Here is a 23,184-nt window from a genome sequence, read left to right as displayed (position 1 = left end):
GTAAGGATTAACGTTTTTTGATTTCAGAATTAAGATACTCCGTAGGAGTTAAATATTGGTAGATAATGAAAGTAACCATAGACGGTCAAAGCATAGAAGTAGAACCAGGAACAACAATCCTGCAGGCAGCACGTATGATAGGTGGAGAGGTAGTTCCGCCAGCGATGTGCTATTATTCTAAACTAAAAGGAAGCGGCGGAAAATGCCGTTGTTGTTTAGTGGAAGTGGCAAAAGGAAGTGAAGCTGATCCAAGACCAATGCCAAAATTAATGGCATCTTGTGTAACGGGCTGTATGGACGGAATGGAAGTGAACAGTAAATCTTCGCCAAGAGTAACCGAAGCCAGAAAATCAGTAACAGAGTTTTTATTGATCAATCACCCATTAGATTGTCCGGTTTGTGATCAGGCAGGAGAATGTGATTTGCAAAATTTAAGCTTTGAGCACGGAAAGTCAGAAACGCGTTTTATCGAAGAAAAAAGAACATTTGAGCCCGAAAATATAGGACCAAATATTCAATTACACATGAACCGTTGTATTCTTTGTTACCGCTGTGTGATGGTGGCTGATCAATTGACAGACGATCGTGTGCACGGAGTAATGGATAGAGGAGATCATTCTAATATATCAACGTGTATCTCAAAAGCGGTTGACAATGAATTCTCTGGAAATATGATTGATGTTTGTCCGGTAGGCGCTTTAACAGATAAAACATTTAGATTTAAATCGAGAGTTTGGTTTAGCAAACCTTATAATGCACACAGAGATTGCCCAACTTGTTCTGGAAAAACTACCGTTTGGATGTTTGGTGACGAAATTCAACGCGTTACAGGAAGAAAAGATGAGTACCATGAAGTAGATGAATTTATTTGTAATGGGTGTCGTTTTGATCACAAAGATGTTGCGGATTGGATTATTGAAGGGCCGAGAGCCTTTGAAAAAGATTCTGTGATCAATCAAAATAAATACAATAGAAAATTACAAAAAGTGGAAATCGCTACCGAAGAGAATATTCTTTTAGGAAGAGAGAAAGACCGCAAGAAAATAAGCATGGTAGAGTTTCCATTGACTGAAGAAGATATTACGAATCAAAAAAGCTTAGGTAATAATGGATAGTACACTTATCATTGATAAAAGCGTCATTATTGTAGTAGTTTTTGCTATAACAATGCTTATGGCGATGTATTCTACTTGGGCAGAACGTAAAGTTGCCGCATGGCTTCAAGATCGAGTTGGTCCTAACAGAGCGGGACCTATGGGATTGTTTCAACCACTTGCTGATGGTTTGAAATTGTTTTCGAAAGAAGAATTTGAACCCAATACGCCAAACCGGGTGTTGTTTTTTGCAGGTCCGGCCATTGCAATGAGTACGGCCTTAATGACTAGTGCTGTTATTCCTTGGGGCGATCGTTTTCATTTGTTTGGCAGGGATATTTTGCTGCAAGCAGCTGATATTGACATAGCATTATTATACTTTTTTGGAGTTGTTTCTGTAGGTGTTTATGGAATTATGATTGGAGGTTGGGCCTCAAACAATAAATTTTCATTGATTGGTGCGGTTCGTGCTGCCTCTCAAATGGTTTCTTATGAAGTGGCAATGGGGCTTTCAATTATAGCTCTATTGATGATGACCGGGACGTTGAGTTTGAGAGAAATTTCAGCACAGCAGTCTGGAATGAGTTGGAATGTTTTTTACCAACCTTTATCTTTTTTGATTTTCTTGGTGTGTGCTTTTGCGGAGACCAACAGAACGCCATTTGATTTGCCAGAATGTGAAACCGAATTAATTGGGGGGTATCATACGGAATATTCGTCGATGAAAATGGGTTTCTATTTGTTCTCTGAATATGCAAATATGTTTATTTCATCTACTATTTTGGCAGTTTTATTCTTTGGCGGCTATAATTATCCCGGGATGAGTTGGGTGGTTGAAAATTGGGGAATCAATATTGCTAATGTTATAGGTATTGGAGTTCTTTTTATAAAAATATGTGGATTCATTTTCTTTTATATGTGGGTACGATGGACTATTCCAAGATTTAGATACGATCAATTGATGCATTTGGGTTGGAGAATATTGATTCCACTGTCTATCATCAATATAGTGATTACGGGTATTGTAATTTTGAGAAACGATATTGCGGCTTATTTAGGATTTTAATGTCTACTCTTAAAATAAAATTAATTAGCATTAAATTTAATACATAAATCTCAAAATCACTAGCCCTGATAGTAGCGGCATCCTTTTATTTTTTTCTTTAAAAAATAAAAGATACAGCGAATAGCAGGATTAAGCTTCAAATAAAATAAGTAGAAAGGATTAAAATTGAGTGTTCGATTGCTTCGTTCCTCGAAATGACTAAAAAATGAGTATAGAAAACATATCCTTATCGGGAAGGAAAAAAGTAGTCTCTAATAAAGAGATGACTTTTTGGGAAAGAATGTACCTGGTTGCGATTGTCAAAGGCTTGATAATTACGATTCAGCATTTGTTCACCAGAAAAGTAACGATTCAGTATCCGGAGCAAGTGCGTGAAATGAGTCCTGTGTATCGGGGGCAGCACATGTTGAAGCGAGATGAAGAAGGGCGTGAAAACTGTACAGCATGTGGTTTGTGTGCGTTGTCTTGTCCTGCAGAGGCCATTACGATGAAGGCTGAAGAACGCAGAGCGGATGAAAAACATTTGTATCGAGAAGAAAAATATGCCTCGATATATGAAATCAATATGTTGCGTTGTATATTTTGTGGATTGTGTGAAGAGGCTTGTCCTAAAGACGCCATTTACCTGACGACTTCTAAAGTATTGGTTCCTTCAAGTTATGAACGAGAAGATTTCATTTTTGGAAAAGACAGATTGGTCATGCCATTAGATATCGCAATGAAAAATGCTCAACTTAAAAACGCGAACTAAATGTCTACAATACTTATAATTTTTTGTGTATTGGCTGCTATCACATTAGCAACCGCCTTTTTGACAATTTTCAGCAAAAATCCGATTCACAGTGCTATTTATTTAGTGGTGTGTTTCTTTTCGATTGCGGGTCATTATCTATTATTGAATTCTCAATTTTTAGCCATAGTACATGTCATCGTGTATTCTGGAGCGATTATGATTTTATTTTTGTTCACGATCATGTTGATGAATCTGAACGAAGAAAAAGAAGTCCACAAACCAAGAATAACAAGATTAGGAGCAATTGTTTCTTTTTGTTTGATATGTTTGATTTTGATTGCTATTTTTATCAACTCAAAACCTATTGTTGGCGAATATGTAACCACTGGCGAAGATTATCAATCTATAAAAGTACTGGGTAAAGTGTTGCTCAACGAATATATGGTGCCTTTTGAATTTGCCTCTATATTGCTTTTGGTCGCTATGATTGGTACTGTTTTATTGTCTAAAAAAGAAAAATTGCAAAAATAAAATGAACAATATTTTAAACCACATTGGTATTGAAAATTATATATTCCTAAGCGTGATACTTTTTTGTATTGGCGTTTTTGGGGTGTTGTACAGACGAAATGCCATAATCGTATTTATGTCAATTGAAATTATGCTGAATGCAGTAAACTTATTGTTTGTAGCATTTTCGACGTATCATCAAGATGCGCAAGGACAAGTTTTTGTGTTCTTCTCGATGGCTGTTGCTGCGGCAGAAGTTGCGGTAGGATTGGCAATTCTGGTTTCTATTTTTAGAAATTTAGGTTCAATTACCATCGATAATTTAAAAAACCTAAAAGGATAAATGGAAATGAATACCAATATAGCTTTAGTTTTAGTTCTTGCTCCTTTTTTAGGATTTTTAATCAATGTTTTCTTTGGTAAAAGCCTTGGAAAATCGCTATCAGGAATAATAGGGACCCTGTCAGTTGTGGTTTCTTTTATTGCGACTGCTTATTTCTTCGGTGGAATTGCAGCGCAACCAGAAGGCATTCGAATTGCTCTTTTTGACTGGATCCAAATCAGTACTTTCAAAGTCGATTTTGGATTTCAATTGGACCAACTGTCCATTTTATGGTTGCTTTTTGTGACCGGAATTGGATCTTTGATTCATTTGTATTCGATCAGTTACATGCATGAGGATGAAAATATGCATACCTTTTTTGCGTATTTGAATCTGTTTATATTTTTCATGATCACATTAGTAATAGGAAGTAACTTATTAGTGATGTTCATCGGTTGGGAAGGCGTAGGTCTTTGTTCGTATTTGTTAATTGGTTTTTGGCATAAAAACCAAGAGTTCAATGATGCAGCTAAAAAGGCATTTATTATGAACCGTATTGGGGATTTAGGGTTGTTAGTTGGAATTTTCATTCTGGGTAATTTATTCTCGACTTTAGATTACGCTACTTTAAAAACGGCTATTGCCGGTGCAACGGATCTTGATATGTATTGGCTTTCTGTTGCTGCTTTCGCGTTATTCATTGGTGCTTGTGGTAAATCAGCACAAATTCCATTGTATACGTGGTTACCGGACGCGATGGCGGGACCAACACCGGTTTCGGCACTGATACACGCGGCGACGATGGTAACAGCAGGGATTTTTATGATTACCAGATTGAATTTCTTATTTGATTTGACTCCGGATGTACAATCGATTATTGCTATTGTTGGAGCCGTTACTGCTCTGGTTGCTGCAACCATTGGACTGCTGCAAAATGATATTAAGAAAGTCTTGGCGTATTCTACTGTTTCTCAACTGGGATTAATGTTTTTGGCTTTGGGATTGGGCGCCTATGAAGTGGCTGTTTTCCATGTAATCACGCACGCTTTCTTTAAAGCTTGTTTGTTCTTGGGTTCCGGTTCTGTAATTCATGCTTTGCACGGTGAACAAGACATGCGCAAGATGGGTGGATTGAAAAAAGCAATGCCAATTACTTTTGCAACAATGCTTATTGCTTCATTAGCGATTTCAGGAGTTCCATTATTCTCCGGTTTTTTCTCTAAAGACGAAATATTATTAGTGGCTTTCCATAATAACATTCCGTTATGGATTGTGGCTTCGGTTGCCTCTATAATGACTGCTTTTTATATGTTCCGTTTAATGTTTTTAACGTTCTTCCAAGAATTCAGAGGAACAGCAGAACAAAAGCACCATTTGCACGAAAGTCCAGCTTTGATTACCATTCCTTTGATTGTTTTGGCAATATTGGCTACTATAGGTGGTATGATCAGTTTGCCTGGAAATAGTTGGTTGAATGAATATTTGACTCCTATTGTACCTAAATTAGCCACGGCAGAACACCATTTAGGAACTACTGAATACATCTTAATGGTTATTGCTGTTGTGGGTGGATTGGTTGGAATTGGTATTGCTTACGCTAAATACATCAAACAAAACGAGGTTCCTACAGAGGATGCGGCCATTACAGGATTTTCTAAAGTTCTTTACAATAAATATTATGTGGACGAATTTTATGATGCTATTTTTGTTAAACCAATTAACTTTTTGTCTCGTTTTTTCAGAGACACAATAGAAACGGGTGTAACAGCTTTTGTTTTTGGTATTGGAAAAGTAGCAAACGAAATAAGTTTTCAAGGAAAGAAAGTCCAAAACGGAAGTATCGGTCTTTATCTCTTTGCCTTTGTTTTAGGACTTTGTGCTATTGTTTCGTATTTGTTTTTAGCAGAATAACCGAATTTATACACAAGTTTTCATAATACTAAAATTATAATTTCAAAATAAATTTTCTTTTAAAAATCTGGTTCGAAGGATGTTTAAAAAACAATAAATAATTACAAATGAATGTATCTCTAATATTAATTATACTTTTGGTCGGTACGTTTGCAACGTATCTTGCAGGCGATAAGCTAGCTTCAAAAGTAGCTTTGTTCTTTGGGTTAGCTGCTGCAGGCGCTTCAATTGTATTATTAAATCACTATAATTTAGGTGAAAACATCAGTTTCATCAACCAGTGGATTACGCAACCTAATATTTCTTTCGCTCTAAAAGCAGATGGATTGTCAATGGCGATGCTTTTATTGACTACGGTTTTGATTCCAATAATTATATTCTCTTCTTTTGGAAATCAATACGAAAATTCAAAATCTTTTTATGCGTTAATCTTGTTCATGTCATTTGCAATGGCAGGAACATTCTTAGCATCAGACGGTTTGTTGTATTATGTTTTTTGGGAATTATCATTGATTCCAATTTACTTCATCGCTTTAATTTGGGGTAACGGAGACGTAGAAGAACGCAAAAAAGCAGTAGTTAAATTCTTTATCTACACCTTAGCAGGTTCTTTATTTATGTTAGTGGCTTTTGTTTATATGTATCAAAAAGCGGGAAGTCTTTTATTAGAAGATTTATACAAATTGAACCTAACAGCAACTGAACAATTGTGGATATTCTTAGCTTTCTTCTTGGCGTATGCCATTAAGATTCCATTAATTCCTTTTCATACTTGGCAGGCAAATGTGTATCAGAAAGCACCAACCGTTGGTACGATGCTTTTGTCAGGGATCATGCTAAAAATGGGATTGTATAGCGTTATTCGTTGGCAATTGCCTTTGACACCTCTGGCAGCTAAGGAATACATGTATATTTTCATCGGACTTGGACTTGCAGGGGTGATTTACGGGTCTATCGTTGCATTGAAACAAAAAGATTTGAAGAAATTATTAGCGTATTCTTCTTTGGCTCACGTTGGATTAATAGCAGCCGGAACGTACACGTTGACATTAGACGGATTGCGTGGTGCTGTTTTACAAATGATTGCACACGGATTTGTAGTTGTTGGGTTGTTTTATGTAGCTGAAATTATTTTTAGAAGATATGAAACTAGAGCAATTGCTGAAATGGGAGGCATTCGTTCACAGACACCAAAATTTACATCAATGTTTTTAATCTTGGTTTTAGCCTCTGTTGCTTTGCCAACTACTTTTAATTTCATTGGAGAATTCACCGTTTTATACAGTCTTTCACAAATCAACATTTGGTTTGCTATTTTAGGAGGAACAACCATAATATTAGGAGCGTATTATATGTTGAAAATGTTTCAACATGCCATGTTGGGCGAAACTAATTCAAAACCTTTTGCGGATGTAACGTTCAATGAAGGAATAACTTTGGTACTAATAATTGGTGTTTTATTCTTTTTTGGGATGTATCCAAAGCCAATTACTGATTTGATTACCCCAAGTCTGGAAGAAATTTTAACTCAAATAAACCGAATTAACTAAGTCAAATAAAAAAATGAATACATTAATAGCTATAATAGGATTAGGTGTTTTATGCCTTTTATTTGAAATCTTTAATTTAAGAAGAGCCATTGTTCCAATAATGATTATTGGATTATTGGGAGTGCTGGGTTTAACTATATCTGAATATAATTCAACAGAAAGTTACTATAGCAACATGATTGTTGTGAGTAAATTTTCAACTACTTTTTCATCTTTGTTTATTGTGCTAACCATTTTCTTGGTAGCTTTAGGACATAATTTTTACGAAAATCACCAATCTAAAATCTCGGATTATATTGCCATAAAAATATTTTTATTAGCAGGGGCAGTGGCAATGGTTTCTTTTGGAAACTTAGCGATGTTCTTTTTAGGAATCGAAGTGTTGTCCATTGCACTTTACATTCTTGCTGCAAGTGACCGTTTGAGTTTGAAAAGTAACGAAGCGGGAATGAAATATTTTTTAATGGGATCTTTTGCCTCTGGAATCATTCTTTTTGGGATCTGTTTAATTTATGGTGCCATGGGAAGTTTTGACGTTACTGAAATCAGTGAATTGTCGCAATCAGCGGAATTGCCAGTTTGGTTTCCAATAGGAATTGTGTTGGTTACCATAGGGATGTTGTTTAAAGTGGCGGCAGTTCCATTTCATTTCTGGGCACCTGATGTTTACGAAGGTTCTCCAGCGTTGACCACTGCATTAATGAGTACTTTGGCAAAAGTAGTTGCTATGGCTAGTTTGTACAAATTACTATCAGTAATGAATGCGGATGTTTCTGAGTCATTCAAAATGGTAGTCGTTGTGATTTCGATGGCTTCGATGACCGTTGGTAATATTATGGCATTGAGACAAACAAACGTGAAGCGTATGTTGGCTTTTTCTGGCGTTTCTCATGCCGGTTTTATGTTGATGACTTTGTTGAGTTTGTCTACATCAGCTGGAAGTTTGTTGTATTATGCCTCAGCGTATTCTTTATCTGGAATCGCTGCTTTTTGTGTGATTTTATACGTTTGTAAAAATAGAGACAACGAAGATGTTGTAAATTTCCACGGATTAGGAAAAACCAACCCTTTATTAGCGGCCATTCTTACGGCAGCTTTACTTTCTATGGCAGGTATTCCTATTTTTGCGGGTTTCTTTGCTAAGTTGGTTTTGTTCAATCAAACGATTCAAGCGGGTTATTTGACTTTAGTGATCGTAGCAGTGATCAATTCGATTATAAGCGTTGGGTACTACTTCAAATTGATTTTGGCGATGTACACTAAAGAACCAAACGAGGAACGAAAAGGAACGCCGGTTGTTATTTATGCGGTTGCCATTGTAGCAATTGTGTTGAATATCGCATTAGGGTTGTTTCCATCCTTAGTGTTGGATTTGTTGGCATAAATTAAATCTGTATATTAAAAAAAATCCTGATGACTTAGCTATCAGAATTTTTTTGTCATGTGTTTTTGCAATGAATTGTGTGCTCAATCTAATGGAACGGTATTGTCTTTTTTCAAAATAGATGGTCATAATTTCTGGATCTGTTAAATCTGGCTTATCGTTGTTACTGAATCGCTCACAAGTATATTTTAAATCTTTTCTAATTTTTCACAAATTGTCGAATAAATTTGCACTAATTTTAATGCTTTAGTCTGAATAATCGTATGTTTAAAAGCACTTCGAGAATTCCGTAAGTCGCTTATTTTTATACTTTAATAAGATATATAGAAGGTGTTTCTGTTTTTTTTAATCGATTTGTAATACTGATTCTTAACACTTGTTTCGCATTAGAATTGAAATAATAAAATCTGGGACTCTCCAAAAGCTGGAGACGATACCGAAGAATCTAAACTGACTATGAGTTTACTTTTTAAATCCAAACGCTTTTAGAAATGAAGGCGTTTTTTTTATGTTTATCTTTACTCGAAATTAAAAGGCAATGCTCAAAATTGGACATCGTGGTGCTAAAGGATACGAACCGGAAAACACTCTTGTTTCGTTTCAAAAAGCAATAGACCTACATGTGGACGGTATTGAACTCGACGTGCATTTGAGTGCTGATGAAGAATTAATTGTTATTCACGATGAAACCATTGACCGTACGACCAATGGAAAAGGTTTTGTAAAAGTTTTATCTTTGCAAGAATTAAAGGCATTTCGAATAAATGGAAAGCACCAAATCCCTACGTTACAAGAGGTTTTTGATTTGGTAAACCAAGGCTGCCTGATCAATATTGAACTCAAAAGCTACGAAGCAACAGACAAAGTAGTCTCACTCATTGAAAAATATGTTGCTAAAAAAGGTTGGAAATATGATCGTTTTTTAATTTCCAGTTTTGATTGGAATGCGTTGCAGCAAGTGGCATTTTTAAATGATAAAATTTCAATTGGCGTTTTAACGGAAACTGATTTAGACTTGGCTTTGGCTTTCGCCAAATTCATTCAGGCAAAATCCATTCATCCGCATTTTCATTTATTGACAAAAGAAAACACGGCGCAAATGCAAGAAAAAGGATTGCAGGTTTTTCCTTGGACTATCAATGAATTAGAAGATATTGAAAAAATAAAAACATTCAACGTAAACGGAATCATCACCGATTTCCCAAATAGAATATGAATCAGAATTTTGATATAATAATAGTAGGCGGTGGCGCAGCAGGTTTTTTTACAGCGATTAATATCGTAGAGAAAAATCCAAAATTGAAAGTCGCGATTTTAGAACGCGGTACAGAAGTGCTGAATAAAGTTCGCATTTCCGGTGGTGGAAGATGCAACGTGACGCACGCTTGTTTTGAGCCAAATGAATTAGTGAAGTTTTATCCGCGTGGCGAAAAAGAATTACGAGGCCCTTTTCATCAGTTCTGTTCTGGCGATACGATTGAATGGTTTGAGAAACATGGTGTAGAATTAAAAATAGAAGGAGACGGACGCATGTTCCCGGTTTCGAATTCTTCACAAACTATTATTGATTGTTTTCTAACTGCCACACAAAAACTGGGTATTACAGTACTTACAGGACAAAGTGTACAATCAATTTTCAAGAAAGAGAATGAATGGAAAATCGAAACCCAAACTGAAAATTATCTTGCCGAAAAACTGATTCTAGCTACTGGGAGTAATCCTAAAGTATGGGAAATGTTACAGAATTTTGGTCATGCAGTTGTCAGCCCGGTTCCTTCCTTATTCACTTTTAATATCAAAGATTCCAGAATAAAAGAATTACCCGGAGTTGCGGCGCAAGTAACCGTAAAAGTAAAAGACACCAAACTCAGCTCAACAGGACCGTTGTTAATTACCCATTGGGGAATGAGCGGACCGGCGATATTGAAACTCTCCGCTTGGGGAGCCCGCATCTTGCATGATAAAAATTATCAGTTCAATATTTTCGTGAATTGGTTGAACGATGCTGACAAAGAAGATGTCGAGAAAAAGCTAAAAGACTTAAAACAGGAACACGCGAAAAAATCAGTTTCCAAGAAATCTCCTTTCGAATTAACCAATAGATTATGGGAAAGTTTGGTGTTCGCTTCCGGAATTGAAGCGGAGACGAAATGGGCCGATTTGTCTAAAATTCAATTGACGAATCTTGCGAATCAATTAACGAATGGCACTTTTCAAGTGAATGGAAAAAGCACCTTTAAAGAAGAATTTGTGACGGCAGGCGGAATTGATTTAAAGGAAATCAACTTCAAAACCATGGAAAGCAAATTGCATGAAAACCTATATTTTGCTGGTGAAATCGTAAATATTGATGCGATTACAGGCGGATTCAACTTTCAGAATGCGTGGACTAGTGGATTTATTGTGGCGAGTGCTATATAATAAATCAACGCTTTAACAGTGTGGAAGCCTAAAAGGTTAAAAAACTATCCTTTATTCAACCACCAGATACTTCCATTCAAAACCGCTGCAAAACTTACCCAAGCCAAATACGGAATGAATAAATAGCCCGCAATTTTATTGATTTTTGAAAACTGAAGGTACGTTTCAAAGATCATCAACCACAATACAATAATTTCTAATCCGGCTAACATCGGGTTGTGTAATCCAAAGAATAAATACGACCACAAAGCATTCAGTGCTAATTGAATCGCAAAGAAAATCAACGCTTTTTTTACTAGTTCTTTTTCTACTTCTATTCGGTCCCAAACTAATCCAGCCGCAACACCCATCATCACATATAGCATACTCCAGACTGGTGCAAAGATCCAATTGGGCGGATTAAAACTTGGTTTTATTAAGGTTGGATACCAAGTGGTAATGGCAGAACGAGTAACCGTACCAGAGAAATAACCAATCGCAAGACACGTAACAACAACAGCTAATATTCGGGTGATTTTATTCATTTTTATATTTTTCTAATGTGAGCCAAATTTACTCAAATCTTTGTAACGATTAACCAACTAAACGAATAAACAAATAACCCAAAAAAAGTATCTTTGCATAAATTTATACATTCATGATTTCAGCAAACGATTTTATCCCATCACAATACACACATTCGATTGAAGAAGGCAATTTTCAATGGAGCGCACCAAGCAATATTGCCCTTGTAAAATATTGGGGAAAAAAAGACAATCAAATTCCTGCAAATCCTTCGGTGAGTTTTACGTTGAACAATTGTAAAACGATTACGAAATTGGCTTTCGCCAAAAAAAATACTTCAACTGCGCTAAACATAAAAGATGATTTTTCTTTTGACTTACTTTTTGAAGGACAACCAAAAGAAGATTTCAAACCAAAAATCCAAAAATTTCTGGAGCGAATAGAAATTTATTTACCTTTTTTGAAAGACTACCATTTTACGATTGACACGGAAAATACCTTCCCACATAGTTCCGGAATTGCTTCATCAGCATCTGGAATGGCTGCTTTGGCGATGAACTTAATGAGTTTAGAAAAAGCACTAAACCCTGAAATGACCAAAGAATATTTTTATCAGAAAGCGTCTTTGCTGGCACGTTTGGGTTCTGGAAGCGCTTGCAGAAGTGTAAAAGGACAAGTTGTAGTGTGGGGAAATCATGCAAATATCTCCGGAAGTTCGGATTTATTTGGCGTGGAATTTCCAAATGCAATTCATGCTAATTTCAAGAATTTTCAAGACACTATTTTGCTGGTTGACAAAGGAGAAAAGCAAGTTTCAAGTACCATTGGACATGATTTAATGCACAACCATCCTTTTGCCGAAAGGCGGTTTGCACAGGCGCACGAAAATTTAGACCAACTGATCTCAATTTTCGAAAGTGGAAATCTGGACGAATTCATCAAAATTGTAGAGCGCGAAGCCTTGACGTTACATGCCATGATGATGACTTCGATGCCTTATTTTATATTGATGAAACCAAATACGTTGGAGATTATAAATGCGATTTGGAAATTTAGAAATGAGACTACAATTCCGGTTTGTTTTACGCTGGATGCCGGAGCAAATGTGCATGTTTTATATCCTGAGAATGTTGCCGAAAAAGTTTTACAATTTATTCAGCACGAATTAGTTGGCTATTGTCAAAATGGTCAGTACATTTGTGACGAAATTGGAAATGGAGCGGTATTGCTTTAATTTATTTATTTTTCACTATCTTTAATTTTTAAAGACCTGAAAACATGGACATTCAATCCGAGAAATTAGAATTGATAAAAATGTTGTTAGAAACTGACGACACAGCCATAATTGAAGCTGTGAAAAACATTTTCAAATCACAAAAAAAAGAGGTTTGGAAAAATTTATCACCTGAACAACAAGAAGAAATTGACCTTGAAATTCAGGAAGCGAATCGTGGCGATCAAGTTGATTTATAAAACAGCACATTAAAAAATGCCTAATTGCCAACCCCCAAATTGTTAATTTACAACACCATATGAAAGGACCTTTATTTTACTCAAAAATACTACTCTTTGGAGAATACGGAATAATTCGTGACTCAAAAGGGCTTTCAATTCCATATAATTTTTATAATGGTGCGCTCAAAAGAGACGGAAATTCGTCTGAAGAAGCGGTAAAATCAAATGGGAATTTAAGGCGTTTTGTTATCTATCTAGACACTTTACAAGACGAACACCCCAATCTGGTTACTTTTGATTTAGACCTCTTGAAAAATGATGTGGAAGCCGGAATGTATTTTGATTCCAGTATTCCTCAGGGTTATGGCGTAGGTAGCAGTGGTGCACTTGTAGCCGCTATTTATGATAAATATGCTCAAAATAAAATTACGGTTCTGGAAAATTTGACTCGTGAAAAATTATTGCAGCTAAAAAATATATTTTCTCAAATGGAGAGTTTTTTCCACGGAAAAAGTTCTGGATTAGATCCTTTGAACAGTTATTTGAGTATCCCTATTTTAATCAATTCTAAAGATAACATTCAAGCAACCGGAATTCCAAATCAAAGCTTTGACGGCAAAGGAGCCGTATTTTTGTTAGATTCTGGAATTGTGGGCGAAACCGCTCCCATGGTGAATATTTTCATGGAAAACCTGAAAGACAAAGGATTCCGCGCCATGTTGAAAAATCAATTTGTAAAATATACAGATGCCTGCGTTGAAAATTTCCTGGGCGGAGACATGAAATCATTGTTCATGAATACCAAGAAACTATCTAAAGTGGTCTTGAATAACTTTAAACCAATGATTCCGGAACAATTTCACAGCATCTGGCAACAAGGAATTGACAGTAATGATTATTATTTGAAATTATGTGGTTCTGGTGGCGGTGGTTACATCTTAGGATTCACAGAAGATTTAGAAAAAGCCAAAATTTCCCTGAAAGAGTATAAACTAGAAGTCGTGTACCAGTTTTAAACATCCTCTCCCCAACCCTCTTCAAAGGAGAGGGAGAAGAAAACCTAAAATAGCACCCTTATTATTGGGAGCACATTCTTAAATAAATCTAAATGTTAAGCAGGCACCACAAACTTCTCCTAATGAAAATTGCAAGTTTGTTCTCTGTGGTTAGAGGCTATAACATTCCGGTCATTATCCTGGCACAATACCTCTCAGCCATATTTATTTTGGCTCCTGACACAAGAGCTTTGGCTATTTTACTCGATTTCAATTTATTTATCTTGGTTTTTGCTTCATCACTAACAATTGCTTCGGGATATATTATCAATAATTTTTATGACAGCCAAAAAGATTTAATCAATCGCCCTAACAAGTCCATGTTAGATCGATTAGTGAGTCAAAAAACAAAACTAAACGTCTATTTTACATTGAATTTCATACTTGCCTTAATGGCTCTGTTTGTTTCTTGGCGTGCTTTTTTATTCTTTTCCCTATACATTTTCGTTATTTGGTTTTATTCCCATAAAATAAAAAAATACCCTATAATAGGAAATTTGACAGCGGCTTTACTTGCCGTGACCCCTTTTTTTGCCATACTATTGTATTACTACAATCAGATCCCGTTTGAAGAAATTGAAAATTACAAAAGACAGCTTGGAGTAATATTTGTGCATGCCTCTTTTTTGTTCTTATTGCTGCTGATTCGGGAAATGATTAAAGACCTAGAAAATCTGAAAGGCGATTTAATTACTGATTATAAAACGATTCCCATTGTTTATGGAGAAGAAATTTCAAAAAAAATCATAACCTTTTTGACACTCCTTACCGTTTTCCCCGTTTATGTTTTAATCGAAATTTACGATGTGGGATATATGGATATTTATTTTTATTCCTCGCTCATAATCCTTATTTTATCCTTGCTTTACTTGTGGAAATCAAATGCTAAACCACAATTTCTATTGCTTCATAATGTCCTGAAATTTTTAATTGTCTCTGGAGTATTTTGTATTGTACTGATTGATCCGAGTGTTTTATGGCACGGCAAAAGATTGCTGATGATGCTTTAGACAATCCCTTTTTAAGAATTACTAAAAAAAACCTCTATCATCAGGCTAGGCATTCTCTTGAAATAGAAGAAGGGTTCCTACTATAAAATTAGAAAATCACAACCATTTATTAATTTGATTTTTAATTTTATGTATTCAATAAAAACAAAAAAAGAGCAGTTTTTATGCTATGGGGCATTGTACAAACCCTTTTTCGGGTTCATTTCATTGCTAAACGTGATTCCGCAGGATTGCTATAATACCTTCTACAGTTTTCTTGTTGACTCCCTTTCTTTCAATTTTGTCTTAATGACAACCGTTTCATAGGGAATGTGTTCTTCTTTAGATTCCAGTCGATCAATAAGTAGTTTAGCAGCAACTTCGCCTATTTCTATGCCATGCTGACTGACCGTGGTCAAACTGGGAGACAACCTACGGGAGGCGAGTATACCATCTGCAAAACCTATGATAGAAAGTGCTTCGGGAATTTTATATCCTTTTTTGAGTCCAATTCTCAAAGCAGCTACGGAGTCATTTTCGTCCAAAGCAAAAATCCCGTCAATTGTATTGGTATCAAAAATATTTTCTATGAGATTATTTAGATTTTCATCACAATCAGTTCTCAAAATTATAGCCTTATTAATGGGTATATTGTTGATTTCTAGGGCTTTCATATAGCCGTCAGCGCGCAATTTCCCGACACTCAAATTATCAACTGAAGAAAACAGCGCTATGTTTTTGCACCCTAAATCAATTAAATGTTGGGTAGAATCTAGGGCCGAATCAAAATCATCAACAATAACTTTGTCACAATCAACGCCATCCGCAATTCGATCAAACATCACAATAGGAGTTCCATCATTAATGATTGCCGAAAAATGACTGTATTCCTGATTTTTTTGAGCCTCTTCAGAAACCGAAACAATAAATCCGTCGATAGTACCATTGCTGAGCATCTCCAAAGTATGCGCTTCTTTATCCAAAGATTCATTTGAAATACACATAATCACATTGTATCCTTTTTCATCAGCCACTTTCTCGATACCACTAAATACTTTGGCAAAGAAAGAATTCAAAATATTAGGAATAATCACCCCAATGGTTCTTGTTTTCCTGTTTTTTAGGTTCAAACCAATTACGTTAGGTTTGTAATTTTTTAGCTTTGCGTATTCTTTTATTTTTATTTTAGTTAACTCACTAATTTCCGGACTATCATTAAGTGCTTTTGAAACTGTAGAAACAGAAACATTCAGTTCTTTTGCGATTTGTTTTAGTGTAGCTCTGGCTTTCATAAAAAAATGTTTATTGTAATTAATAAAGAAAAAAGGGACAAGATGTAAATAAATAGAATATTAACAATTAGATCGACAAAAATAGCGATTATAATATAAAAATTGGCTCTGAAAAATGAGGAATATTCAATAAATTTACATAAAAATTCACAACAAAACAATCTATCGACGGTTTCGATTAATTCTAAATTCATTGCCGGAAAAATATTTCAAATATACATTTGATAATCAGCACTAAAACAAGAAAAAAATAATCTTTTAAGGTATTTGTATTTAAAATAATTAATTGTACTTTTGCAACCCCTTTATTGGGGATGGAATGTTTAATTAAAATAATATTATGGACGCATTAAGCTACAAGACACAATCAGCAAGCAAAGCCACCGTTACAAAAGAGTGGATTGTTGTAGATGCTGATGGGCATAACTTAGGTCGTATGGCTTCGAAGATCGCAATGATCCTTAGAGGTAAGTACAAAGCAAGTTATACGCCACACGTTGACTGTGGAGATAACGTAATTGTTATCAACTCAGAAAAAATCAACCTTACAGGGAACAAGATGAAAGAAAAAACTTACATCCGTCACACTGGTTATCCTGGAGGACAAAGAACTTTAACTGCTGAAGTATTGCAATCAAAAAACCCTGCATTACTAGTTGAAAAAGCAATAAAAGGAATGCTACCTAAAAACAAATTAGGTGCTGAGCTTTTTAGAAATTTAAATGTTGTTGTAGGATCAGAGCACAAACAAGGCGCTCAAAAACCTAGAACAGTTAACCTTAACGATCTTAAGTAATGGGAGTTATTCACAAAATCGGTAGAAGAAAAACCGCTGTTGCACGTGTTTATGTTTCGGAAGGAACAGGAGTAATCACTGTAAACAAAAAAGCATTCGAAACATACTTCCCAACTGCAACGTTACAGTACAAAGTATTACAACCTATGTCTATGACAGAAAATGTAACAAATTTTGATGTAAAAGTGAACGTTTACGGAGGTGGTTCAACTGGACAAGCAGAAGCAGTAAGAATGGCATTGGCACGTGTTATGTGTGAAGTAAATGCTGAAAACAGAGCGATACTGAAACCAGAAGGTTTATTGACAAGAGATCCAAGAATGGTTGAACGTAAGAAATTCGGTCAGAAGAAAGCTCGTAAGAGATTCCAATTCTCTAAACGTTAATAGTACCTGTCTTGTATTATTTATACAAGACGTATTGATTATTAAATTTAAAAACAATGTTGTTGTTGTCCCGTTGAGACGGGAAATTAGTTTAGCATCTAAATGAAACCCAATTAAAAGATTGAATCTTTAAATTAAAAAGGAACATTGCTAATCAACAGAACGTAAACTAAACAAAAAATGTCAAACAAAGTAGAAGTAAAAGAATTACTAGAAGCAGGTGTACACTTCGGACACATGACTAGAAAATGGGATCCAAACATGGCCCCTTACATTTATATGGAGCGTAATGGTATACACATTATCAATCTTTATAAAACAGCAGCAAAAATTGAAGAAGCGAATGACGCTTTGAAAAAAATCGCTGCATCAGGTAGAAAAATATTATTCGTAGCTACCAAAAAACAAGCTAAAGACATCGTAGCTGAAAAAGCTAAAGCTGCAAACATGCCTTACATCACTGAAAGATGGCCTGGTGGAATGCTAACTAACTTCGTAACTATCCGTAAAGCTGTTAAAAAAATGGCAACTATTGATAAAATGAAGAAAGATGGTACTTTCATGACACTTTCTAAAAAAGAGCGTTTGCAAGTAGATCGTCTTCGTGCCAAATTAGAGAAAAACTTAGGTTCAATCGCTGACATGTCAAGACTACCAGCTGCATTGTTCGTAGTTGATATCAAAGCAGAACATATCGCAATAAAAGAAGCTCAAAAATTAAACATTCCAGTTTTCGCTATGGTGGATACCAATTCTGACCCAAGAGAGGTTGAATTCGTAATTCCATCTAACGATGATGCTTCTAAATCAATTGACAAAATCTTAACTTTAGTAACTGGTGCAATTATCGAAGGACTTTCTGATAGAGGTTCTGATAAAGAAACTGATCTTCCTGTTGCTGAAGCAACAACCGAAGTAGTAGCTCCTGTTGCTGCTGAAGTAGTTGTTCCTGTTACTGAAACAGTAGCTCCAACTCCTGCAACTGAAGAATAAAAATAAATTTAAAGATTGAAGAATTTAAAGATAAAAGTTATTGATTGTAAAATTGATAATGAACTCTTTAAATTTCTCAATCTTTTAATCTTTAAAATAAAAAAATTATGGCAACAATTACTGCTGCAGACGTAAATAAATTAAGAACAATCACTGGTGCAGGAATGATGGACTGCAAAAAAGCCTTGGTTGAAGCAGAAGGAGATTTTGATTTAGCGATCGAAAACTTACGTAAAAAAGGACAAAAAGTAGCTGCAAACCGTTCTGATAGAGAATCTACAGAAGGTGCTGCAATTGCTGTTGTAAATGCTGATAAAACTGCTGGAGTTGTAATCACCTTAAACTGTGAGACTGACTTTGTAGGAATGAATGAAAGCTTCGTGAAAATGGCTACTGAAATGGCTAATCTAGCATTGAACTTCAATACAAAAGAAGAATTTTTAGCAGCTGATTTCAACGGAATCACTGTTGCTGATAAATTAATCGAACAAACTGGTGTTATCGGTGAAAAATTAGAAATCAGAACTTTCGAGAAATTAGAAGGTGCCTTTATCGGATCTTACATTCACTCCGGAAACAAAATTGCTACTTTAGTGGCGCTATCTGCAAATGTAGAGGGTGCTGAAGAAGTTTCAAGAAACGTATCGATGCAAGCAGCTGCAATGGCTCCAATAGCTTTAGACGAAACGGGTGTTGATGCTGACACCATCGCTAAAGAAATAGAAATTGCTAAAGATATCCTACGTCAAGAAGGTAAACCAGAAGCAATGCTAGACAATATCGCTAAAGGTAAATTGGCTCGTTTCTTTAAAGATAATACTTTAGTAAACCAAGATTATATCAAAGACAACAAAATGAGCGTTGCTGCTTATGTTAAATCTTTAGATAAAGATCTTATCGTTACCGGTTTTAAAAGAGCTGCGTTAGGATAATCATCCTAAAATGGTTTTAGAATCTCTAAATTTATTTTAGAAGTTTTCTAACCTCAATATAAATCCCATTTTGTTCTAAAACAAGATGGGATTTTTTTTGTTTGAAAAAAAATTAAAACACTAAATTTGAAATTTAATTTTTATTTATGTTCAAAACCAAAAAAGAACTTGTATTCGTTATTCTCGCCGGAATATTCATTACTAACGCCGTTACTGCTGAACTCATCGGTGGGAAACTGATACAAATAGGTCCGTTTGTAATGAGCATTGGTATTTTGCCTTGGCCTATTGTTTTCCTGACTACTGATTTAATCAATGAATACTTTGGAGAAAAAGGAGTAAAGAAATTGTCCTTAATCACTGCCGGTTTAATCGCCTACTCTTTCCTTGTTTTACTTTTCGCGATCAATATACCAGCCGCAAAAGGAATCAGTCCAGTCAATGATGAGCAGTTTTTTGCCGTTTTTGGACAAAGCATGTGGATCATAGTGGGAAGTATCATTGCGTTCCTAGTTTCTCAATTGATAGATGTAACCGTTTTTTGGTTTTTCAAAAACCGTACAGGAAACAAAAAAATATGGCTCAGAGCTACGGGTTCTACTATCATTTCGCAATTATTCGATTCTTTTATTGTGTTGGGAATTGCTTTTTGGTTGCCCGGAAAAATAAACTTTGATACATTTTTAACCTCCGCCTTAACAGGATATACCTTCAAACTTGGAATTGCCATTCTCTTGACTCCTTTAATTTACTTGGGCCACTACATTATAAAAAACTATTTAGCGGCAGAAAAAGAATAATTATGGATAAAAAAACAAGATGTGGTTGGTGCACTTCCAGCGATTTATACAAAAAATACCACGACGAAGAATGGGGCGTTCCAGTATATGAGGACCAAAAATTATTTGAATTTCTAATCTTAGAAACTTTCCAAGCCGGACTAAGTTGGATTACAATCCTAAAAAAGAGAGAAAATTTCCAATTGGCTTTTGATGATTTTGACTATAAAAAAACAGCATTTTATACCGAAAATAAAATTCAGGAATTACTCCTTGATGCAGGAATTATTCGCAATCAGTTAAAAATTCGCGCAGCCGTTTCTAATGCTACTGCCTTTATGAAAGTACAAGAGGAATTTGGCGGTTTTTCAAAATATATTTGGGAATTTACTGGAGGAAAACCCATTCAAAACAACCGACAATCTCTAAAAGAAGTTCCTGCAACCACTCCACTTTCGGATAAAATAAGCAAAGATTTGAAAAAACGCGGATTCAAATTCGTCGGTTCTACAGTAGTTTATGCACTCATGCAAGCCACCGGAATGGTTGATGATCACGTTGCAGATTGCTGGAAAAAACAGTAGTGAGTAATCCGTTTTCGACATTTAAATTATCAAATAAAACTTTAAATCCGAAACTTTAATCAAAAAAACCATTACATTTGTTTCACACTTTAGGGGTGTCTACAACATTGTAGGCTGAGAATTACCCTCTGAACCTGATCTAGTTCATACTAGCGTAGGGAAAAGTAAGATGACTTTCTGGTACATTTATGTACTCCTATAGCCATTCCTAAAGTATAACTGTATACTAAATTCAAAAGGAATGGAACTCAAAATCAACAATCAAACGAAACAATTTGCAACTGACAGTCTTACTGTTCAGGCACTTCTTGACTTGGAAATTCCCATAAAACAAAACGGAATTGCGGTAGCCATTAACAATAGTATAATTCCAAAATCCAACTGGAATTCCCACATCATACAAGAAACCGATAACATTCTCATCATCTCTGCAACTCAAGGAGGATAACCATTTTAATTTAAAGATTGAAAGATTAAAATATTTATCAAATCCACTCTTCAATCTTTCAATTTTTTAATACTTAAATCTTTCAATAAAAAAAATATGAAATACGAAGAAAAAATATCAACCACTCCTTTTCCTAATTCTACAAAAATTTATGTAGATGGAACCATTCATCCCATAAAAGTAGCGATGCGAGAAATTGCATTGACTGACACTAAAATGTCAAATGGCAGAATAGAAAAAAACCCGCCTGTAACCGTTTATGACACTTCGGGCCCATTTACCGACCCAAATATCGAAATTGACATTCGAAAAGGACTGCCCCGCATTCGTGAACAATGGATTCTGGATCGTAATGATGTCGAAGAATTAAGTGAAATCTCTTCCGAATACGGGAAAAAGCGTTTGAATGACGAAAAACTAAACGAATTGCGTTTCGAATATTTGCACAAACCTAAGCGTGCCAAAAAAGGAGCCAACGTTTCCCAATTGTATTATGCAAAACAAGGAATCATTACTCCAGAAATGGAATACATAGCCATTCGTGAAAACCAACGCTTGGAGTTGATAAACGAACAAACCAAAGCCATGCAACACCAACACGAAGGAAATAGTTGGGGCGCAAACACTCCCTCTCCTTCGGGCCGGGCTGGGGTGGGGAAAATCACCCCTGAATTTGTCCGAAGCGAAGTAGCCAGAGGACGTGCCATTATTCCAAATAACATCAACCACCCAGAAAGTGAGCCTATGATTGTAGGTCGTAACTTCTTAGTGAAAATTAATGCTAACATTGGCAACAGCGCCGTAACCTCAACAATCGAAGAAGAAGTAGAAAAAGCAGTTTGGGCATGCCGCTGGGGAGCTGACACGATTATGGATTTATCAACCGGTAAAAACATTCACGAAACCAGAGAATGGATTATCCGAAATTCTCCTGTGCCAATTGGAACCGTGCCTATTTACCAAGCTTTGGAAAAAGTAAATGGCGTGGCCGAAGATCTCACTTGGGAAGTTTATCGTGATACGCTAATCGAACAAGCGGAACAAGGGGTTTCCTATTTTACCATCCATGCCGGTGTTTTATTGCGCTACATCCATTTGACTGCTGAACGTGTTACCGGTATTGTTTCCCGTGGAGGCTCTATCATGGCAAAATGGTGTTTGTTTCACCATAAAGAAAACTTTCTTTACACCCATTTTGAAGACATTTGCGAAATTATGAAACAATATGATGTAGCGTTTTCATTAGGAGATGGGTTACGTCCCGGTTCTATTGCCGATGCGAATGATGCCGCTCAGTTTGCAGAGCTGGAAACACTTGGCGAACTGACAAAAATCGCCTGGAAACACGATGTTCAGGTATTTATTGAAGGCCCTGGCCACGTACCCATGCACATGATTAAGGAAAACATGGACAAACAATTAGAGCACTGTGATGAAGCTCCTTTTTATACTTTAGGACCATTAACTACTGATATTGCTCCAGGTTATGATCACATCACCTCTGCCATTGGCGCGGCTATGATTGGCTGGTATGGTTGTGCGATGTTATGCTACGTGACACCAAAAGAACACCTTGGTTTACCCAACAAAAAAGACGTTAAAGACGGCGTAATCACGTATAAGATTTCGGCTCATGCTGCTGATTTGGCCAAAGGGCATCCCGGATCGCAATACCGTGACAATGCCTTGAGCAAAGCCCGTTTTGAATTCCGTTGGGAAGACCAATTCAACTTGTCCTTAGATCCCGATACGGCTCGTGAATTTCATGATGAAACATTACCAGCAGATGGTGCCAAAGTAGCTCATTTTTGTTCCATGTGTGGACCAAAATTTTGTTCTATGAAAATTTCACAAGAAATTCGCGATGTAGCTGAAGCCGAAAAAGGCATGAAAGAAAAATCAAAAGAATTTGTAGAAAGCGGCAAAGAAATTTACTTATAAGACTGTAGAAGAAAGAGAAAAGAGAAAAGAGAAAAGAAA

The 23,184-nt window shown here is 35.9% G+C and carries 24 protein-coding genes and 1 riboswitch; of the genes, 22 read left to right on the top strand and 2 right to left on the bottom strand.

Features of this window, described 5'->3' with window-relative positions:
- The first annotated feature begins 65 nt into the window (after positions 1 to 65).
- The 10 genes from EKL99_RS10985 (at position 66) to EKL99_RS10940 (ending at position 10,991) form a co-directional block, all read left to right on the top strand.
- Positions 66 to 1,115 carry a 2Fe-2S iron-sulfur cluster-binding protein gene (locus EKL99_RS10985; RefSeq protein WP_126453964.1) on the top strand — a complete coding sequence of 350 codons (1,050 nt, stop codon included), beginning with the start codon at positions 66 to 68 and terminating at the stop codon, positions 1,113 to 1,115.
- Positions 1,108 to 2,160 (top strand): NADH-quinone oxidoreductase subunit NuoH, encoded by a 1,053-nt coding sequence (gene nuoH, locus EKL99_RS10980; RefSeq protein WP_126458229.1) that lies wholly within the window; start codon positions 1,108 to 1,110, stop codon positions 2,158 to 2,160. The genes EKL99_RS10985 and nuoH overlap by 8 nt, the downstream gene beginning before the upstream one ends.
- 205 nt (positions 2,161 to 2,365) lie before the next feature.
- Positions 2,366 to 2,911 carry an NADH-quinone oxidoreductase subunit I gene (locus EKL99_RS10975; protein WP_126553083.1) on the top strand — a complete coding sequence of 182 codons (546 nt, stop codon included), beginning with the start codon at positions 2,366 to 2,368 and terminating at the stop codon, positions 2,909 to 2,911.
- A complete protein-coding gene (locus EKL99_RS10970; protein WP_126453958.1) occupies positions 2,912 to 3,424 on the top strand; it encodes an NADH-quinone oxidoreductase subunit J in 513 nt (170 codons plus the stop codon).
- 1 nt (position 3,425) lies between these two features.
- Positions 3,426 to 3,746 carry an NADH-quinone oxidoreductase subunit NuoK gene (gene nuoK, locus EKL99_RS10965; RefSeq protein WP_066079401.1) on the top strand — a complete coding sequence of 107 codons (321 nt, stop codon included), beginning with the start codon at positions 3,426 to 3,428 and terminating at the stop codon, positions 3,744 to 3,746.
- A gap of 6 nt (positions 3,747 to 3,752) precedes the next feature.
- Positions 3,753 to 5,636: an NADH-quinone oxidoreductase subunit L gene (gene nuoL / locus EKL99_RS10960; RefSeq protein ID WP_126453956.1), complete on the top strand. Its 1,884-nt coding sequence runs from the start codon at positions 3,753 to 3,755 to the stop codon at positions 5,634 to 5,636.
- Positions 5,637 to 5,743: 107 nt separating this feature from the next.
- Positions 5,744 to 7,186 (top strand): NuoM family protein, encoded by a 1,443-nt coding sequence (locus EKL99_RS10955; RefSeq protein WP_126458238.1) that lies wholly within the window; start codon positions 5,744 to 5,746, stop codon positions 7,184 to 7,186.
- A gap of 13 nt (positions 7,187 to 7,199) precedes the next feature.
- Complete coding sequence (locus EKL99_RS10950; protein WP_126458241.1) at positions 7,200 to 8,570, top strand: NADH-quinone oxidoreductase subunit N; 1,371 nt, start codon at positions 7,200 to 7,202, stop codon at positions 8,568 to 8,570.
- Between the two features lie 538 nt (positions 8,571 to 9,108).
- The gene (locus EKL99_RS10945) at positions 9,109 to 9,786 is read left to right on the top strand and encodes a glycerophosphodiester phosphodiesterase family protein (protein ID WP_126576949.1); all 678 of its coding nucleotides are present in this window, start codon (positions 9,109 to 9,111) and stop codon (positions 9,784 to 9,786) included.
- Positions 9,783 to 10,991, top strand: a complete 1,209-nt coding sequence (locus EKL99_RS10940; RefSeq protein ID WP_126576948.1) for an NAD(P)/FAD-dependent oxidoreductase — start codon at positions 9,783 to 9,785, stop codon at positions 10,989 to 10,991. Before EKL99_RS10945 ends, EKL99_RS10940 begins: the two co-directional genes overlap by 4 nt.
- A gap of 44 nt (positions 10,992 to 11,035) precedes the next feature.
- On the opposite strand, the gene EKL99_RS10935 is transcribed toward EKL99_RS10940, so the two are convergent.
- Positions 11,036 to 11,515, bottom strand: a complete 480-nt coding sequence (locus EKL99_RS10935) for a TspO/MBR family protein (RefSeq protein ID WP_126458250.1) — start codon at positions 11,513 to 11,515, stop codon at positions 11,036 to 11,038.
- 113 nt (positions 11,516 to 11,628) lie between these two features.
- Between EKL99_RS10935 and EKL99_RS10930 the strand changes: the two genes are divergently transcribed.
- The 4 genes from EKL99_RS10930 to EKL99_RS10915 all read left to right on the top strand — a co-directional run bounded on the left by EKL99_RS10930 (position 11,629) and on the right by EKL99_RS10915 (position 15,015).
- Entirely contained in the window at positions 11,629 to 12,729 is a 1,101-nt protein-coding gene (locus EKL99_RS10930) for a diphosphomevalonate/mevalonate 3,5-bisphosphate decarboxylase family protein (RefSeq protein ID WP_126576947.1), read from the top strand.
- A gap of 44 nt (positions 12,730 to 12,773) precedes the next feature.
- Positions 12,774 to 12,968 (top strand): hypothetical protein, encoded by a 195-nt coding sequence (locus tag EKL99_RS10925; protein ID WP_126458256.1) that lies wholly within the window; start codon positions 12,774 to 12,776, stop codon positions 12,966 to 12,968.
- Positions 12,969 to 13,027: 59 nt separating this feature from the next.
- Positions 13,028 to 13,966 carry a mevalonate kinase gene (locus tag EKL99_RS10920; RefSeq protein WP_126458259.1) on the top strand — a complete coding sequence of 313 codons (939 nt, stop codon included), beginning with the start codon at positions 13,028 to 13,030 and terminating at the stop codon, positions 13,964 to 13,966.
- 92 nt (positions 13,967 to 14,058) lie between these two features.
- Positions 14,059 to 15,015 (top strand): geranylgeranylglycerol-phosphate geranylgeranyltransferase, encoded by a 957-nt coding sequence (locus tag EKL99_RS10915; RefSeq protein ID WP_126576946.1) that lies wholly within the window; start codon positions 14,059 to 14,061, stop codon positions 15,013 to 15,015.
- A 245-nt stretch (positions 15,016 to 15,260) separates the two neighbouring features.
- Here EKL99_RS10915 and EKL99_RS10910 read toward each other — a convergent pair whose 3' ends face one another.
- Positions 15,261 to 16,286, bottom strand: coding sequence for a LacI family DNA-binding transcriptional regulator (locus EKL99_RS10910; RefSeq protein WP_126563441.1), 1,026 nt, complete (start codon positions 16,284 to 16,286; stop codon positions 15,261 to 15,263).
- Between the two features lie 340 nt (positions 16,287 to 16,626).
- Between EKL99_RS10910 and rplM the strand changes: the two genes are divergently transcribed.
- The 8 genes from rplM to thiC all read left to right on the top strand — a co-directional run bounded on the left by rplM (position 16,627) and on the right by thiC (position 23,145).
- The gene (gene rplM, locus EKL99_RS10905) at positions 16,627 to 17,082 is read left to right on the top strand and encodes a 50S ribosomal protein L13 (RefSeq protein WP_066080505.1); all 456 of its coding nucleotides are present in this window, start codon (positions 16,627 to 16,629) and stop codon (positions 17,080 to 17,082) included.
- Entirely contained in the window at positions 17,082 to 17,468 is a 387-nt protein-coding gene (rpsI, locus tag EKL99_RS10900; RefSeq protein ID WP_126453913.1) for a 30S ribosomal protein S9, read from the top strand. The genes rplM and rpsI overlap by 1 nt, the downstream gene beginning before the upstream one ends.
- A 180-nt stretch (positions 17,469 to 17,648) precedes the next feature.
- A complete protein-coding gene (gene rpsB / locus EKL99_RS10895) occupies positions 17,649 to 18,461 on the top strand; it encodes a 30S ribosomal protein S2 (RefSeq protein ID WP_126515137.1) in 813 nt (270 codons plus the stop codon).
- A gap of 107 nt (positions 18,462 to 18,568) precedes the next feature.
- Positions 18,569 to 19,393: a translation elongation factor Ts gene (gene tsf / locus EKL99_RS10890; RefSeq protein WP_126458271.1), complete on the top strand. Its 825-nt coding sequence runs from the start codon at positions 18,569 to 18,571 to the stop codon at positions 19,391 to 19,393.
- Positions 19,394 to 19,539: 146 nt separating this feature from the next.
- Positions 19,540 to 20,193: a queuosine precursor transporter gene (locus tag EKL99_RS10885; RefSeq protein WP_126576945.1), complete on the top strand. Its 654-nt coding sequence runs from the start codon at positions 19,540 to 19,542 to the stop codon at positions 20,191 to 20,193.
- Positions 20,194 to 20,195: 2 nt separating this feature from the next.
- Positions 20,196 to 20,756: a DNA-3-methyladenine glycosylase I gene (locus EKL99_RS10880; protein ID WP_126458280.1), complete on the top strand. Its 561-nt coding sequence runs from the start codon at positions 20,196 to 20,198 to the stop codon at positions 20,754 to 20,756.
- A gap of 81 nt (positions 20,757 to 20,837) precedes the next feature.
- Positions 20,838 to 20,934, top strand: a riboswitch (TPP riboswitch).
- 63 nt (positions 20,935 to 20,997) lie between these two features.
- Positions 20,998 to 21,204, top strand: a complete 207-nt coding sequence (gene thiS / locus EKL99_RS10875; protein ID WP_126458283.1) for a sulfur carrier protein ThiS — start codon at positions 20,998 to 21,000, stop codon at positions 21,202 to 21,204.
- A 96-nt stretch (positions 21,205 to 21,300) separates the two neighbouring features.
- Positions 21,301 to 23,145 (top strand): phosphomethylpyrimidine synthase ThiC, encoded by a 1,845-nt coding sequence (gene thiC / locus EKL99_RS10870; protein WP_126458286.1) that lies wholly within the window; start codon positions 21,301 to 21,303, stop codon positions 23,143 to 23,145.
- Positions 23,146 to 23,184: the final 39 nt, after the last annotated feature.

The sequence above is a fragment of the Flavobacterium sp. ZB4P23 genome (assembly GCF_003970375.1).
Lineage (GTDB): Bacteria > Bacteroidota > Bacteroidia > Flavobacteriales > Flavobacteriaceae > Flavobacterium.
The sequence above is the reverse complement of the archived record's forward strand: the minus strand, read 5'-3'. Positions and strand labels throughout refer to the sequence as shown.

Excerpts from the sequence above, each read along its gene's own strand:
- EKL99_RS10985 (WP_126453964.1), top strand. The coding sequence starts at position 66 with ATGAAAGTAACCATAGACGGTCAAAGCATAGAAGTAGAACCAGGAACA.
- nuoH (WP_126458229.1), top strand. The coding sequence starts at position 1,108 with ATGGATAGTACACTTATCATTGATAAAAGCGTCATTATTGTAGTAGTT.
- EKL99_RS10975 (WP_126553083.1), top strand. The coding sequence starts at position 2,366 with ATGAGTATAGAAAACATATCCTTATCGGGAAGGAAAAAAGTAGTCTCT.
- EKL99_RS10970 (WP_126453958.1), top strand. The coding sequence starts at position 2,912 with ATGTCTACAATACTTATAATTTTTTGTGTATTGGCTGCTATCACATTA.
- nuoK (WP_066079401.1), top strand. The coding sequence starts at position 3,426 with ATGAACAATATTTTAAACCACATTGGTATTGAAAATTATATATTCCTA.
- nuoL (WP_126453956.1), top strand. The coding sequence starts at position 3,753 with ATGAATACCAATATAGCTTTAGTTTTAGTTCTTGCTCCTTTTTTAGGA.
- EKL99_RS10955 (WP_126458238.1), top strand. The coding sequence starts at position 5,744 with ATGAATGTATCTCTAATATTAATTATACTTTTGGTCGGTACGTTTGCA.
- EKL99_RS10950 (WP_126458241.1), top strand. The coding sequence starts at position 7,200 with ATGAATACATTAATAGCTATAATAGGATTAGGTGTTTTATGCCTTTTA.
- EKL99_RS10945 (WP_126576949.1), top strand. The coding sequence starts at position 9,109 with ATGCTCAAAATTGGACATCGTGGTGCTAAAGGATACGAACCGGAAAAC.
- EKL99_RS10940 (WP_126576948.1), top strand. The coding sequence starts at position 9,783 with ATGAATCAGAATTTTGATATAATAATAGTAGGCGGTGGCGCAGCAGGT.
- EKL99_RS10935 (WP_126458250.1), bottom strand. The coding sequence starts at position 11,515 with ATGAATAAAATCACCCGAATATTAGCTGTTGTTGTTACGTGTCTTGCG.
- EKL99_RS10930 (WP_126576947.1), top strand. The coding sequence starts at position 11,629 with ATGATTTCAGCAAACGATTTTATCCCATCACAATACACACATTCGATT.
- EKL99_RS10925 (WP_126458256.1), top strand. The coding sequence starts at position 12,774 with ATGGACATTCAATCCGAGAAATTAGAATTGATAAAAATGTTGTTAGAA.
- EKL99_RS10920 (WP_126458259.1), top strand. The coding sequence starts at position 13,028 with ATGAAAGGACCTTTATTTTACTCAAAAATACTACTCTTTGGAGAATAC.
- EKL99_RS10915 (WP_126576946.1), top strand. The coding sequence starts at position 14,059 with ATGTTAAGCAGGCACCACAAACTTCTCCTAATGAAAATTGCAAGTTTG.
- EKL99_RS10910 (WP_126563441.1), bottom strand. The coding sequence starts at position 16,286 with ATGAAAGCCAGAGCTACACTAAAACAAATCGCAAAAGAACTGAATGTT.
- rplM (WP_066080505.1), top strand. The coding sequence starts at position 16,627 with ATGGACGCATTAAGCTACAAGACACAATCAGCAAGCAAAGCCACCGTT.
- rpsI (WP_126453913.1), top strand. The coding sequence starts at position 17,082 with ATGGGAGTTATTCACAAAATCGGTAGAAGAAAAACCGCTGTTGCACGT.
- rpsB (WP_126515137.1), top strand. The coding sequence starts at position 17,649 with ATGTCAAACAAAGTAGAAGTAAAAGAATTACTAGAAGCAGGTGTACAC.
- tsf (WP_126458271.1), top strand. The coding sequence starts at position 18,569 with ATGGCAACAATTACTGCTGCAGACGTAAATAAATTAAGAACAATCACT.
- EKL99_RS10885 (WP_126576945.1), top strand. The coding sequence starts at position 19,540 with ATGTTCAAAACCAAAAAAGAACTTGTATTCGTTATTCTCGCCGGAATA.
- EKL99_RS10880 (WP_126458280.1), top strand. The coding sequence starts at position 20,196 with ATGGATAAAAAAACAAGATGTGGTTGGTGCACTTCCAGCGATTTATAC.
- thiS (WP_126458283.1), top strand. The coding sequence starts at position 20,998 with ATGGAACTCAAAATCAACAATCAAACGAAACAATTTGCAACTGACAGT.
- thiC (WP_126458286.1), top strand. The coding sequence starts at position 21,301 with ATGAAATACGAAGAAAAAATATCAACCACTCCTTTTCCTAATTCTACA.